The following is a 14,003-nucleotide window of genomic DNA, read 5'->3' as shown; positions in this document are numbered from 1 at the left end:
GGGCGCCGCTGCGCCGCGGCGCTTGCGATCCCGGTAGGCCTTGGCCCTGCAGGCCGCGCCGCAGAACCTGGCCGGGCGTCCCCGGCCTTGAGACGAGATCGGGCCGCTGCACTGTGCGCACACTCTCGCCGTCAGGGCCGGGCCCTTTCCGTCACGCCGACAACGTCACGAAAAGGTTAGCGGTCACTGGCCCGGCCACGACCGCAGAACCGAGCGCGTCTGCAGATCCCCGATCAGGGCTCGCCAGGGCCGTCCCCTACCTGCCCTGGCGAGCACCCACCGGGCGTTCCCTGAGCCGACCGGTGTCTCAGCGTCGTCCACGCGCCTGGGGGCGCGCGGGCCCCGCGCTGCCGCCCGCGCGTGCGGCGCTCTCGACGGCCAGGTCCCGCCCGGCGCGGCCTGCGGCCGCGAACTGCGCGGCGATCTCCTCGGCCGCCGCGCTACCGGACGAGTTGGCGCGGCGCTGTTCGGCCTGCTCTTTGTGGGGGTTTGATGCTGTAGCCATGTGCCCTCCTGCGATCTGGGTCCTCTTGCTCCTTGTGTGCTCTGGGATTCGGCCAGACAGCATCGTCAGGGACGCGAACTTCGTCAGGGCACCCTGGCTGTCGACGGTCGACGCGACTGCCCAGGTTGATCGAGGGCATCGCATGGTGGCCTCGCCGCGTCCGCCGGCTTTGCCGATCCTGCCGGGAGGGGTCCATCGCATCTGGTGGGCCCCTCACGGCGTGAGCCTCAGCGCAGCAGGTCGTTGATTCTGCGGAACAGTTCTTCTGCGCGTGCCAGGGTGGCGCCGCTGATGGCCGGAACCAGGGCGTTCTGTTCGCGCATCAGGACGGCGGCGGGCTTGTAATGGCTGAACTTGCCGGCGGCGATGTTGTTGGTGCGGAAGTGGGTCTCGATCTGCCGAACGATGCGGGGGTCGTGCGGGTTGAGGTCTGCGGCGGTGACCGGGGCGGGCAGGTCCTTGGTGTAGGCGCGGTTGACCAGGTCGAGGTAGAAGTCCGGCTCGAAGAGGTCCTCGATGTCGGCGTCCTTGGTGCCGGTGAACTCGCTGATCTCGATCAGGGCCTTCCTGCGGAGTTGTCCGTTCTCGCGCAGGCGCTTGATGGCGCCGACGTCGGTGGTGCTGGAGTCGACCACCACGGCGACGTCGAGCTTGTTGGCGCCCAGCAGGGTGGCGAAGGTGGACAACTTGCCGGCGCCCCCGATGGGGATCTTGACCCAGGCGGGGTCGAGGCCGGTCTTGCCTTCGGCTTCAAGGGCGTCGGTGAGGATGTCCAGATAGATCAGGTCGCTCGGCCCCTCCAGCAGCAGGTTGTGCTCGCCGACGAACAGCGTCTGGGTCAGCTCGATCCCCATCGCGGCCAGCAGCGGGAAGACGGTGTCGTCGTCGGCCTTGAAGATCTCGGCGGACACCTTGGTGCCGCCTCCGTCGTGGTCGATCACGGTGCGGACGCGGTTCAGGTGGTCGGGGGCGACCATGAACGGCGAGTGCGTGGTGAAGATGACCTGGTGCTTGGGGGCGAGCCGCTCGTCGATGAGACGCAGCAGGTCCTCCTGGGCGCGGCCGTGCAGCGACAGGCCCGGCTCGTCCAGCAGCAGGATGAGGTCCTTGTCGCTGGTGTCCTCCAGGTCCGTGAAGTAGGCCAGGAAGGAGAAGAACCAGACAAACCCGCGGGAGCGCTCGTCGAAGGGGACCGTGACGCGGTGCCGCTGGTTGCGGACCCGGACCTGCAGGATCGGCCCACGGTGCAGCGGGGGCTGGGCGTCCGCCTCAGGCTCCATGACCTTGAGGTCGACCGCCAGCTCCTTGTTCTGCGACCAGAACTCGAAGACCTCGTCGGTGATGGCGTTGCTGGCGTTCTCCGTCTCACGGATCAGCCGTTCATGCTGCCCCGCCTGGCCGAAGTCCTCCAGCTTGCCGCCCGCCTGGTGGAGCAGCGACAGCAAAGCCTGCTCGCCGAGTTCCAGGGTGTCGGCGTCGCGGCCTTCGATCAGGGCCGGGACGGAGACCTTGCCCGGCATGATGTCGTAGTCCCCGAAGTAGACGAACTTGGGGAGCAGACGCTTGAAGTGCTCGTCGATCAGGTAGAGCTCGACGTCCTGATCACGCCAGCCGCGAATGCGGCCGATCATCGTCTGGACCGACCCAGAGGGTTCCTCGATCTCTTCCATCGCCTCGAGGAAGTCGGCGATCGTCTCGGCGCCTGCGAGGCTCGCGTGGCCGTCGAGAGCGACGTCCAACTGCGCCCGCAGGTGCCTGACGATCGCGACCTCGTCGATGTCGAAGTCGAACTCGCGGTCGTTGAAGCGGTAGCCGTGGCGGACCGTGAGGATGCGCCCGGCGAGCGCCTTGGGGCCCAGGTCGTCCTCGATCTCGGCGATCTCCTCGTCCGCGAGCCGGAACGTGGCCTTGATCGCGGTGACCGGCGCCGGGTCCTTGAGCTTCTTGCTCATCCTGGACGGAAAGTCCAAGACCTCGTCGAACTCGGCCGGGCTGATCGGGTTGGTCCGGTAGAGAGCCTGAAGGATGGAGGTCTTGCCGGATTCGTTCTTGCCGACCAGGCAGGTGACCTCGGGGTCGATCTCGAACTCCTCGGAGTCCTCGGTCGGCCGGTAGTTGGTGATGTGCGCGCGCAGCAGCTGCATGGCGCCCTCCTCGAAGGTGTAAGGGCCCCGGAGCAGACAGGTAGCGCGCCTTTTGGTCACAGCTCGGTAGCCGCCGACGGCATGAGCTTTGGCCTGAGGTAGTGTCCAGGTGCGAGCAAGACGAACCCCGGTGCACGCGTCACCCGTCGCGTGCGCCGGGGATTTTGCGTTACGGCTCTCAAGCTTACTCGCCCTCGCGGACATTTTTGGCCCCACTGGAGAAAGCCCGGCATTCCGGGTGAATTAACCTGAGCGTCAAGATCGACTGATCGATCGAACCGAACTTTGTTCTAGTGTCCCTTTGTTCGCTGCGCCTTTGCAGGCCATGCTGGGAGCATTGCCGATGGAATGGCCCCTGCAGGACTGGAGTGTGACGGGCGAAGTAACGCTCGGCGGCCGAAAGTAACGGCATTCGGTAACGCTTCAGCCCGGCACCTGCAGAGCAGGGGCGGCGGAGTGCAGCCGCGGGTTACTCCCTCCCGGCGGGCCACTGGTGTCGCTGAGGCCACCGCAGCGGCTGTCGAGTGCTGGCTGTGCACGGCGACGTTGCCTGGAGCGCATTCCGGCGTAGAAGTCCGATCGGCGAACCACATGCTGTTCGGGGGGGCAACCGGGCCGAGTCGGACAATGGCTGGACACGTGCCCGACCGGGGGCTGTTGGGGCGCGAGCGGAGGCCTACCCCTCCGGCGTTCTCGGCAGGATCGGTTCCGAGGCCCACGGGACGTCGAGGATGATCGGCTGGAAGTCGTCGGGGTGATCGGGGCGCGCCCGGTCCTGGCCGCTCCCCATGGTCTGCGGATCGCCGTCAAAGATCACTACGCGGGAAGCGGACGCGGGCAGGGGCATGGTGGAGACGGTTTTGCCGATCAGGTGCGTGTCGAGCACAGAAGCACGTAGCAGGCGCGGCAGCAGTTCCAGGCCGCACTCCAGGGTGGAGACCACGTCATCGGGGTTCAGGTCGCTACCGATCTCGCGCATGTAGTGCGGCAGCATCTCAAACGATCCGCTGAGATGCTGCAGTGGTGGGCGCTGGTCGGGCCGCTCGGCGGCCTGGGTCGACATACTGATCACGTAGGCGACCAAGGCCGGCCAGACCGCTTGGACGAACCGATCAGGCCGCGGCTGGTCGCCCTCGCCGCCCTCGGCCGCGATCTCGGCGTCAATCTCGGCCAGTTCGGCGCGGACCCGGTCGCGCAGCGCCGGGTAGGCGCAGTCCAGGGCTTGGACGACCGCGCCCAGACGCGCGCCCGGCCCGAACGGGGCCAGCGCCGCGCAGATCGGCCGCTCGGGCAACCAGATCCAGATATCGTCGGGTACCGACCAGGCGTCCATCGGCGAGTACAGGATGTCGTCGGTGAACCACGCGCGCTCGATGACCTCGCGCAGGCGGGGGCCGCCCACGCAGGCCAGCAGCGCGGTGACCGCGCTCCATCCCGCCGGCGCAGCCAGATCACGGTCCCACAGCCGGTCCAACTGGAGCGCGAGCACCGGCACCGGCCCCTGCCAAGGCGTGTCCTCGTCGAAGACGCAGGCCGGGCACACCCTCCGACCCGGTACATCCGGCACCACGAGGTGGTCGATGGGGTACGCGTCGCGGCAGATCGCGCACCGGGTGTCGTTGTGTGCCGCCTTCAGGATTCGGCTGCGGCCGGTGGCGAGCATGTCCCGGGCGGCGCCCATGACCTGTCCGGGATTGGCGGTGCCGAGCAGCGCCTTCTCCACTTGCCGGTCGCCGCGCTCGGGTCCCAAGGGAGCGGCCACCTGGATGTAGGGCGGCTGAGCGAGGTCGAACACGGCGGGGTCGTCGGGATCGTCGGTGCCCACGCCCACGCCGCTGGCGCCTACGGTGTCGGCGGGACCACGGCCGATGAACATCGTGATCGGCCCGGGATAGCTGAGGTAGCGACCGAGTGCAGGCCGGGTCTCGGATTCCACCGGCCAGCCCGCCGCGCGGAAGAACTCTCCCAGGGCGGTGTGCAGGCGGCCGGCGTTGATCACCGCGCCGGGAGCTGCGGCGGGGAGGTGACCGGCGGCCAGCAGGCGGACGGCCTCGGCGCGGCCGGCCTTGTCCAGGGTGCGGGGCAGCGACCCTTCTGCGGCTGCGGCGCGCACTCGGCGCAGCGCCTCCTGGTAGGAGACGGCACCGCCCAGCTGCTGCTGCAACGCGCGGGCGATCTTTTGCTGATGGGCACCGGAAGATCGCGGCATTAGAGCACTCCTGCCAACATCGGCGGTACGTCGCCCCACCCCGACTGCACCGCGCAGGTCAGCAGAAACACACCGGGAAACGCCCACACTTCACTGCCCGTGGTCAGGCGGCCGCCCGTTCCCAGGTGCGAGCCACGAGCAGCCCGCCCAGCTGACGCTACCGCACGCCGACAACGCCACACCATCAAGTGGCCAGGACAAGACCACCCCTATTCCGCGAGCGCCAGCGGGCCTCGGGGGCGACACCCAGCGGCGTCCTGGGCATGGGGTGGACCGCCCATCCCGACCCAGCCTCAGCGGTCGAGGTCGGCGAGGGGATCGCCGATGTGCTGAGCGGCGCCCATCAAGGCCTGGCCGACCTCGCAGACACCCGTCGGCCAGCTCGCGCCCGACTGCCCGACCACCCGGCGGCCTGCGACCACTCCCCGAAGGGGCAGAACCCGCGCAGCACGCCATGCTCACCTCGACTTGCGAGGGGGCGACGGTGCCACGGCGGATGGGGACGGGTGCGGGGCGTTCACCCCTGCGGGTGAAGGCGCCGGTGCAGGACACCGCCCATGGTGTGCTCGTGCAGGAACCGCGCGAGATCGACGAGGCGACCGCCAGGGTCTGGCAGGGCGGGCGCGGCGGAGGCCAGGCGGCTGCGGCGGCGCTTGGGGGCCGGGCCGCGGCGTTTGATCGGGGCGCCGACGGCGGCGGCGTGGAGTTTGTCGGCTCCGGCGTCGATGACGTGGATGCCGGTCTGGGCGGGCGGGACCAGGCGCGGTTCGTCCCAGTCGTCGCCATCGCCCGCGGGGGCCTGGAGGCCGGTCAGCGGGTCGGCGTCGGCGACGGCCGCGTTGAACACGGTCAGCGCCGCGGCGGCGTAGCCGCGAGCGGCCCGGGTGGCGCGCTGGTGCAGGTCCTCGGCATGGGCGGCGGCCAGGTCGGCGCGCTGGCGGGCGGTGTCGCACCACAGGGCGTACCGGTTGGCGATCTGCTCGGCCACCGGCGCGGGCAACACCTCGGGAATCTGCGGGGCGCCGGCGGAGGCTTCGCCCTCGGCCTGCTGGTGGGCGGCGTGAGCGGCCCGCCACGCCTCGCACAAGGCGCGATGGAGCCGGTCGTGCTCGGCGAGGATCTCATCGGCGCGCTGCGGCCAGGGTTCGGCGTCCGCGCCATCGGGGTGCGGGGCTCGGACGTCGGGATGCGCCGCGGTGTGCGCGGCGTGGTGCTCGCGGTAAAAGTCGCGGCCCCGCTGGGTGATCTCGTATCCGTAGCCCTCGCCGGCGCGGGCGGCCAGCGGCGGGACGTGCCTTCCGATGAGAACCCGTTCGATAGTGGTCGAGTTCGCCCACTCCAGACGCCTGCCGTTGCAGTCCGCGCTCCACAGCAGCGCCAGGACCTTCCAGGCCCGGGGCGACAGCGCCGCCTTGCGGGGCGCGCCGGGCTGCAGCGACAGCCCGGCGCGGGCGGCGGCCCGGCCTGTGCGGGTGAGGGCGACCGTCAGCATCCGGCCGCACGCGGTGGGCCTGGCCCTCTGGGTGATCAGACCGCGGTCGGCCAGCGCCGCCATGGTCGCGCCGTTGCCCTGGTTGTCCCACCCCTCTCCGGCCAGGCGCATCTGCATCTCGGTCACGCCGAACAGCCGCCGGTCGGAAGGGTCGTGCGCGAAGTCGATCGCCCGCCACTCTGACGCCGGACGCGAGTCGTACTCGCCGCTCGCCGCGGCCTCGCGGCGCCACTGCTCGACCTCCTGATCCAAACCGTAGACGACCGCCAGCGTCCCCATCTGCCGGTCGTTCAGCTCCGTCCACGCCTCCAGCGCCTTCGAAGACGGCCTCGACGGGGGCCTCGGAGACGGGGACTTCCCGGTGGTCATCGCGCGCCTCCGATGGGGCAGTGGGCACGCCCGTTCGTCACCGGCGAGGGCGCGGATAGGACGGCCAGGATCACCAAGGCGGGGAGAGTGTGCCCAGCACAGTGGCGCCGGCAGGGGCCGTGGTCCTGGCGTAAGCAGACGGCACGGATCACACTCCCTCGGCCACCCGCGCTCCAGAGTGCGCCGTTCGGCGTGTTCCCGCCGCGACCCCGTTCACGAGGTCGCCGACGCCCGGGCATGCTCAGACTCATTCGGCCGCCTGGGTTGCCTGTTCGGCGCGTACGGCGCGTTCGCGCTGCTCTGTCTCCGCGGCCCGTGCTGCGTCGCGCTCGCGTTGCAGCGCCTGTAGTTCGGCGCGGTGCGCGGCCTGCGCGGCGATCAGGTCGGTGCGGGCCTGGTCGCGTTCACCGCGCATCTGCTCGGCGGCCTCGACAGCGCTGTGCCGTTGCGCCTCGGCGCGCCGGACTTCCTGCTCGGCGGCCTCGCGGGCGGCCCGCACGTCCTCGGCCGCGCGGGAGCGAACCGTCTCGGTCTCCTGCTCGGCGCGCTCCAGCCGCCCGGTGAGGTCACCGATCGCGGCGTCCTTCTTGGTGAGGGTCTGGCGGGCGGCGGCCAGCTCGCTGGCGGCGGTGTCCAGCCGCCCGCCCAGCGCCTCGGCGTGGGCGCGTACCGCGGCCAGTTCCAGTTCCAGCTCGGCGAGCCGGGCGCGGGCGGTGTCGCGCTCGGTCCGCGCCTCGTCGCCCGCCCGGATGGCCACCGCGGTCTCCTGCTCGGCCTTGTTCCGCGCGATCCGGTGCGCGTCGGCGGCGTCCTCGGCCCGCCGGGCCAGCTCGGCGGCGCCGGCGGCGCGCTCGGCGGCACGCTCGGCGGCGGCGCGGGCGGCGGTGGCCTCGGCCAGGGCCGTTCGCTCGCGTCGCTCGGCCGCCTCACGTGCGGCGACGGCCTCGGCCGCGTCGGTGCGGGCCTGCGCGGTCTGGGTCTCCAACTCGGTGTGGTGCTCCAGCACGGTGGCGCGCAGGTCGGCCAGCTCGGCGGCGAGCCGGTCGTCGCGTTCGGCGGCCGCGCGCAGCAGTCCGGCGTGGGAGCGGCGGTGCCCCTCCTCGCTGTCGGCCCAGGTGATGAGGGTTTGCAGCGGATGCTCGACGACTGCGCCGACGGCGGTCCCGCGAGCTCGCCGGGCCGCCTCCCGGCAGTCCTGCCCATTCGGGCCCTCTCCGCTGTGGTGGTACTCGCGGCGGCGGCCGGTGCCGGCGCGCGGTGGCAGCGGCTCCCGGCAGTGCTTGCACCGGCCGTGCGGCGCCGCGGCCGCCGCCCCCTCCCCCAAACTTTCGGGCGCAGCGGACGGGGCTTCGGCGGTGCCCGGGACGGGCTGCGCAGTGCGGTCGGCATCGGCGTCGGGTGCCGGGGGTCCAAGATCGGCCATGGCTTCATCGTGACAGGTTTCGTTTCACGTGTTCCGAGAAACCGAGATTCTATTTCGCGGTTTTCAGAAACAGAAACGCGAGCACGTTCCTCGCTAGGGTTAAGGGATCGTTAACCCTGGCCAGCACGGTGGGGGGTCGCCTAAGATCGGCGTTCGTGACCACACAGCAGCAGCCCGCGCCAGACGCCGTCCCCACGCCGAGCATGCTGGCAGCGCGGCTGGCCCGCCCGGCGCCGCCGGCGCCCCCGGTCCGGCGCGCCGAAGCGACGCGTCCGGTCGCACTGGCCGCCCCGGGCCGGGTGTTCGCCTACGTGGACAACTCCAACGTCTGGATCGAAGCGAGCTGGCCTGCCCGCCCGGCAGCATGGTCGGCCGGTCCTTCCTGGTCGGCTCCCGCCCGCCGCCCAACGACTCGGTGTGGGCTCGCGCCGAGGACGAGGGCTTCGAGGTGGAGGTGCTCGACCGCAACGCGGCCAACAAGGAGAAACGGGTCGACAGCAGCCTGCTCACGGTTCTGCTGGAGGACTCCTACGAGTACATGGACGCCGGCCGCGGCGACCTGGCCGTTCTGGTCGCGGGCGACGGCGACTTCCAACCCGCGCTGGCCTCGCTGCACCGCCGCGGGCTGCGGATGCGGGTGCTGAGCTGGCGGCACGCCTGCAGTCGCGACCTGCGCGAGGGCGCCGACGAGTTCTACGTCCTCGACCCGTTCTTCGACTGGCTCACCCTCGCCTCGCCCACTCCTCCGGCCCCGCGCCCGGAGCAATCACAGCGCCGCGGGCCCGAGCGATGAGCCCGGGTAGCGCCGGGCCCTCCACGGGGGTGCAGCGCGGCCGCGCCCGACAGTACGCGCTGTGCACCATCGCGGTCGGCTACGACCGGGTCAGCGACGGCGTTGAGGGCGTGTTCGATCAGGCGGTGACCAACGGGCTGGCTGCGATCGTCGCGCACGCGTGGCCGGGCCGCGAGCGCGGTCGCCGCGGTGTGCTATCGGCTTCCGACCTGCTGACCGTGATCGAGGAGCACGGCGAGGCCGCCGAACCCGGCGTGGTGCACGTGCTGCATGATCCCGCCGGCCCCAAGTACGAGTCCGCGCCCTGGGGAGTGCTGAACGAGCGGATAGCGAACTTCACCACCGTGCGAGCGACCGCTCTGCGCGGCGCTTTGCGCGCCACCCAGGCGATCCGACACGCACGCGACACCGGAGAGCGCCCCGACACCGCGCTGACCGCCGAACAGGTGCGGGCCCTGGAAGAACTCGACACGCACCCGGCGCTGGGCTCGGTCATGGAGGAACTGCGCGATCGCCAGGAGGTCGCGGTGCCCGCCGCCGACCGCGCCGAGCAGGAGCGCGCCACCGATTACCTCCACCTACTGGACGACCAGGAGATCGAGCGGCGAGCGGCCCTGGACTACACCGCTCGTTACCGGCCCTTCCACAAGGACGACGAGACCACCGTGGAAGACTGCCCGGTCTGCGGCAATGTGTCCCTAGTCGCCGAGCACCGCGACGGCCTGCTTGGCGCGGTCGGCGTCGGGCAGTGCGTGGTCTGCAGCTACCGGCGCACCGCCGAGGCCGCGAACGACCAGGCGCTGACCCAACAGATCCAGCGAGCGGTGAAGCACCCGGACTGAACGCGAGCACCGACCGTGCCATGTAGCTGGCGCCGACAACAAGGAGCGTGAGCCCCATGACCGAGCCGGCCTCCCGTACCGGCTTCTCTGCGAGTCGCCAGTCCCCGACCGCTGCCGCGCCGGACGCCGGAAACGACAGCACCACGAGGCTGGCTCTTCCCGCCCTCGCCCCGCCCGCCCCGCAGACCCCCGCGGCGCGGACCGCTCGCCCCGCGCTCACCGGGCCGCCGGCCCCCTCAGGCGACGCTGCGGCTGCGTCGGACCGGGCCCTCTCCCCCGAGGCCGCGGCGATGGTCACCGCAGGGCTGGCCGACAACACCACCCGCGCCTACACCCGGCACTGGTCCACCTTCACACGCTGGTGCGAGCTGACCGGCAGGAGCCCGCTCCCGGCCACGCGGGAGACGCTCGCCGAGTACGTCCACCACCTGACCGGTACCACCACCCAGTACGGCAAGCCCCCCGCGCCCGGCACCATCGACGCGATGCTCAGTTGCGTGCAGTCCGCCCACAAGCTCGCCGGACTTGACTGCGACCCCCGCCTGGCCCGGATGGCGCTGCGCGCCTATCGCAAGCAGCGCGCCGCGCACCCCGACCCGGCGCTGCGCCACCGGCCGCGGCGCGCCCCCGAGATCGACGTTGCCGCGCTCCGCACCATGATCACCGCGATCGGGGAGGCCGCGGACGCCGGGCGGATCCACCCGCTGCGCGCCGAACGTGACCAGCTCGTCCTGGTGCTCGGCTTCGCGATGATGGGGCGCCGCTCCGAGGTCGCCGCGCTCGACATCGAGGACCTGGCCTTCACCACCCGCGGACTGGTCATCAAGGTGCGCCAGTCCAAGACCGACCAGGACGCGGTAGGCAGCGAGGTCATCATCAAGCACGGCAGACGCCCCCAGACCGACCCCGTCGCACTGCTGCGCGACTGGGTGGCGCGGCTGGCCGAGCCGACGCGGACCAAACCGGCCATCACCGGTGGACCGCTGCTGCGCGGCATCGACAGGCACGGCCGCCTGGGCGGCACACCCGGATACGCCGCTCCCGGACCGAACACCGGCCGCATCGACGACGAGACCCTCAACGACATCGTCCGCGACGCCGCCATCCGCGCCGACCTCGACAACGCCACCGCGCACACCTTCCACGGACTGCGCGCCGGCGCCGCCACCTCCGCCGCCGAAGCCGGCGCCGCACCCTCCACCATCCAGGAACACGGACGATGGACAAGCCTGGCCATGGTGTTCCGGTACTGGCGCCGCGGCTCGGCCTGGGCCAACAACGCGCTCGACGATGTTGGCCTTTGAGCATGCCGAGCCTCGAACGCCCGGCGGCGTCGCCGTGCGACACCTGCCCCCTGATCGGGCCTAGAGCCTGCAGGCTCGCTTGGGACATGTACCCACCGGTTTTCGACTTCGTGGTGCTCGCCGACCCGGACGGCAACGCTTTCTGCGTCGTGGATCTGAGCCGAGCGCCGTCCGGCGCTGCCTGACACCCGGTGGGCGCTCCGGGGAACGGCACCCGAGTGTCGGGAGGCTGCTCTACCGTGAGGGCGCATGGTTGATCATGCCCCCGCGCTCCGCGACGAGAACGTTCTGGTCATCCCCGGCCCGTGGCTGGAGGATCTGATCCCCCGGCGCGGGGGCCTGGTCCCGGTGCCCGCGACCGAGCCGCGTGCGGAGGCTCACGCCACGGTGCGCGAGGGCCTGGACGCCGCCCGGACGGTCGTCCGCGCCGTGCTGGAACACCGGGGCACCGTCGCCGAACTGGCCGAGGCGGGCCTCTCCTACCTGAAGGGCGACGCGACCCCGCTGGGAGCGGCGGTGGTCGCGCGGGTGGAGACGATGGCGCGGCTGAAATCGCGGTACGCCGACGACGCCGGCTGGACCGACTTTCTGGTGGCCGAGCACGGGCTCTCCTTCGCCGCCCGCACGTTCGCCGAGATCGAGGGGATCTGGGTCTGGGGCGACGGCGGGATGACGGTGAACGATGAGGAACCGGGCTACGTCCTGCGCGGGACGGACGATCTGGTCCACGCCCACTGGGTGCCGTGCGGCGCGGGCTTGCGGATGCGGGCGCTGCTGGCTGCGGCGGACGACGTTGCCCGCGCCGCGGCCGTCGAGGCGCTGGCCGGGCTCCGCGCGGATCCGGTGAAGCGGCTGATCACGTCGTTCCTGGTGCCGGACCGCACGGAGTGGGTGGACGAGTGCTGCGAGGAGCCGCCGAAGCGGCAGTCCTACACGACTTCGGCCGGAGCCAAGCTGCTGTGGTGGTCGCTGAGTACCGCCGAGCAGGTCGAACGGCTCGGTGACTGGGCCGTCCTTGGAACCGGCGAGTGGTCTCCCGACGTGCTGTACACCGTGGTCGACGGGCTGGGTGAGGCCGCGGTGCCGGTGCTGGCGCGGTCGCTCGACGGGGACGCGGAGCCGAAGGACAGGCGGCGCATCGTGGACGCACTGGCGCGTATCCCGGGCGACGAGGCGTTCCAGATCATGGGCGGCTGCCTGGACAAGGTGAATGTCCTGCCCGCGATGGAGGCGATGATCGAGCGGTTCCCCGTCCGGGCGCTGCGGATCCTGCCGGAGCTGAGCACCCGTACCTCCAAGCGGTCGGCGCTGGCGGCAGGGCTGCTGAACGCGCATCTTGAGGCGCACCCCGGCCTGGTCGAGACGGTGGAACTGAGCGCGCGGACCCGAGCCGCGCTCGACGCCGTCCAGGCGAAGCGCGTGGCCGAGGCGCCCGAAGAGCAGGTGCCGAAAGCCCTGCGGAAGGGCGGAAAGAAGGGTGCACCCGGGTGGGCGCCTCCGGCAGCGATGCCGCAGATCCTGCTGCGGGGCCGGGAGCACGCGCTGCCCGCGGCCGCGACCGGCCACCTGGTGGAGGAGCTGGGCAAGGCGAGCCCGCGACGCGCGCCGGCGCAACGCCTGGGTGATGCGCTGGACGCACTCGACCCCGGGTCGCTGGCCGAGTTCGGCTGGAGCCTGTTCGAACGTTGGCGCGTGTCCGGTGAGGCGACGCGGATCGGCTGGGCGCTGGCGCAGCTCAGCTGGACCGGCGACGACGAGATCGCGCGGCGGCTGGGCGGGATGGCCCGTTCCTGGCCTGGCCAGGACGGGATCCAGCTGCCGCTGAAGGCGCTGGACGTGCTGGCCGGCATCGGCACCGATGTGGCGGTCATGCAGTTGCACCTGGTCGCGGAGAAGGCCCGGCCCAAGCGGCTCAAGAAGAAGGCGGGGCGGCTGCTGGCCGAGGTGGCCGACGACCGCGGCCTCACGATGGACCAGCTCGGCGACCGGATCGTCCCCGATTTCGGCCTGGACGCCGACGGCGGCATGACGCTCGACTACGGGCCCCGGTCGTTCACGGTGGGCTTCGACGAGCAGTTGAAGCCGGTCGTGTTCGACGGCAAGGGCACGCTCCGCAAGACGCTGCCCAAGCCGGGCGCGAAGGACGACCCGGAGGCGGCGCCCGCAGCGCACCGGGCCTTCACCGGCTTGAAGAAGGACGTCCGGACGGTCGCCGCCGACCAGATCCTCCGGATGGAGCGGGCCATGGCCGAGCAGCGGCGATGGGCGACCGAGGACTTCCGGCGGCTGTTCGTCCGGCACCCGCTGCTGTGGCACCTCGTCAGGCGCATGGTCTGGCTGCACGACGGGGACGGGACCACGGCGTTTCGGATCGCCGAGGACCGCACGTTCGCTGACGTGAACGACAAGGCAATGACGCTGCCGGAGTCCGGCGAGGTCCGGATCGCCCACCCGGTGCACCTGGGGAAGAGCGTGGCGGCCTGGTCCGAAGTCTTCGCCGACTACGAGATCCTGCAGCCGTTCCCCCAGCTCGGCCGTCCCGTCCACGCGTTCACGGACGAAGAGCGCGCCGGCAACCGGCTCGACCGGGTCGTGGACGTCGTGGTCGGCGTCGGAAAGGCGCTGGGCCTAGAACGCCATGGCTGGACGCGCGGCACACCCGAGGACGCGGGCGTCCAGCACTGCCTGACCCGGCATGTGGCGGGCCGCACGGTCGTGCTGGATGTGAGCCCGGGGTTCCCGGTCATGTCCCCTGCAGAATGGCCCGAGCAGACCCTCGGCCTCGTCCGGATCGCAGAATCCGAGGCGTCGGACTTGCGCACCTCGAAGGCGACGTTCGGTGAACTGGACGACGTCGATGCCTCCGAACTGCTCCTGACGCTTCAGATGCTGGCCGACTCGGCGGACACCGCATGAGCGGGT

Annotated in this window: 10 protein-coding genes; 4 read left to right on the top strand and 6 right to left on the bottom strand. The window is 71.5% G+C overall.

The features are described 5' to 3' along the window. Positions 1 to 307: 307 nt before the first annotated feature. The 6 genes from AB0C84_RS35880 to AB0C84_RS35855 all read right to left on the bottom strand — a co-directional run bounded on the left by AB0C84_RS35880 (position 308) and on the right by AB0C84_RS35855 (position 8,142). Positions 308 to 505 carry a hypothetical protein gene (locus AB0C84_RS35880; protein ID WP_361074984.1) on the bottom strand — a complete coding sequence of 66 codons (198 nt, stop codon included), beginning with the start codon at positions 503 to 505 and terminating at the stop codon, positions 308 to 310. A gap of 227 nt (positions 506 to 732) precedes the next feature. Further along, positions 733 to 2,649: an AAA family ATPase gene (locus AB0C84_RS35875; RefSeq protein WP_361074982.1), complete on the bottom strand. Its 1,917-nt coding sequence runs from the start codon at positions 2,647 to 2,649 to the stop codon at positions 733 to 735. A gap of 676 nt (positions 2,650 to 3,325) precedes the next feature. Beyond that, on the bottom strand, positions 3,326 to 4,858 hold the full coding sequence (locus tag AB0C84_RS35870) for a hypothetical protein (protein WP_361074980.1): 1,533 nt from the start codon (positions 4,856 to 4,858) through the stop codon (positions 3,326 to 3,328). Between the two features lie 293 nt (positions 4,859 to 5,151). Beyond that, positions 5,152 to 5,280, bottom strand: coding sequence for a hypothetical protein (locus AB0C84_RS35865; protein ID WP_361074978.1), 129 nt, complete (start codon positions 5,278 to 5,280; stop codon positions 5,152 to 5,154). A 95-nt stretch (positions 5,281 to 5,375) separates the two neighbouring features. Further along, entirely contained in the window at positions 5,376 to 6,719 is a 1,344-nt protein-coding gene (locus AB0C84_RS35860; protein ID WP_361074976.1) for a hypothetical protein, read from the bottom strand. Between the two features lie 247 nt (positions 6,720 to 6,966). Further along, a complete protein-coding gene (locus AB0C84_RS35855; protein ID WP_361074974.1) occupies positions 6,967 to 8,142 on the bottom strand; it encodes a hypothetical protein in 1,176 nt (391 codons plus the stop codon). Between the two features lie 364 nt (positions 8,143 to 8,506). Between AB0C84_RS35855 and AB0C84_RS35850 the strand changes: the two genes are divergently transcribed. The 4 genes from AB0C84_RS35850 (at position 8,507) to AB0C84_RS35835 (ending at position 13,997) form a co-directional block, all read left to right on the top strand. Beyond that, complete coding sequence (locus AB0C84_RS35850) at positions 8,507 to 8,935, top strand: NYN domain-containing protein (protein WP_361074972.1); 429 nt, start codon at positions 8,507 to 8,509, stop codon at positions 8,933 to 8,935. Between the two features lie 29 nt (positions 8,936 to 8,964). Beyond that, entirely contained in the window at positions 8,965 to 9,777 is an 813-nt protein-coding gene (locus AB0C84_RS35845; RefSeq protein WP_361074970.1) for a hypothetical protein, read from the top strand. A gap of 56 nt (positions 9,778 to 9,833) precedes the next feature. Further along, positions 9,834 to 11,081 (top strand): tyrosine-type recombinase/integrase, encoded by a 1,248-nt coding sequence (locus AB0C84_RS35840; protein WP_361074968.1) that lies wholly within the window; start codon positions 9,834 to 9,836, stop codon positions 11,079 to 11,081. 249 nt (positions 11,082 to 11,330) lie between these two features. Next, positions 11,331 to 13,997 (top strand): DUF4132 domain-containing protein, encoded by a 2,667-nt coding sequence (locus AB0C84_RS35835; RefSeq protein ID WP_361074966.1) that lies wholly within the window; start codon positions 11,331 to 11,333, stop codon positions 13,995 to 13,997. The last annotated feature ends 6 nt before the right edge of the window (positions 13,998 to 14,003 follow it).

The organism is Actinomadura sp. NPDC048955 (genome assembly GCF_040649435.1).
Taxonomy (GTDB): Bacteria; Actinomycetota; Actinomycetes; order Streptosporangiales; family Streptosporangiaceae; genus Spirillospora; species Spirillospora luteofluorescens.
Note: the sequence above shows the minus strand (reverse complement) of the source record. Positions and strands in the feature narration are given on the sequence as shown.

Bases quoted from the DNA above. Each gene is read 5' to 3' on its own strand.
- AB0C84_RS35860 (WP_361074976.1), bottom strand. From the start codon at position 6,719: ATGACCACCGGGAAGTCCCCGTCTCCGAGGCCCCCGTCGAGGCCGTCT.
- AB0C84_RS35870 (WP_361074980.1), bottom strand. From the start codon at position 4,858: ATGCCGCGATCTTCCGGTGCCCATCAGCAAAAGATCGCCCGCGCGTTG.
- AB0C84_RS35880 (WP_361074984.1), bottom strand. From the start codon at position 505: ATGGCTACAGCATCAAACCCCCACAAAGAGCAGGCCGAACAGCGCCGC.
- AB0C84_RS35850 (WP_361074972.1), top strand. From the start codon at position 8,507: ATGGTCGGCCGGTCCTTCCTGGTCGGCTCCCGCCCGCCGCCCAACGAC.
- AB0C84_RS35835 (WP_361074966.1), top strand. From the start codon at position 11,331: ATGGTTGATCATGCCCCCGCGCTCCGCGACGAGAACGTTCTGGTCATC.
- AB0C84_RS35840 (WP_361074968.1), top strand. From the start codon at position 9,834: ATGACCGAGCCGGCCTCCCGTACCGGCTTCTCTGCGAGTCGCCAGTCC.
- AB0C84_RS35855 (WP_361074974.1), bottom strand. From the start codon at position 8,142: ATGGCCGATCTTGGACCCCCGGCACCCGACGCCGATGCCGACCGCACT.
- AB0C84_RS35875 (WP_361074982.1), bottom strand. From the start codon at position 2,649: ATGCAGCTGCTGCGCGCGCACATCACCAACTACCGGCCGACCGAGGAC.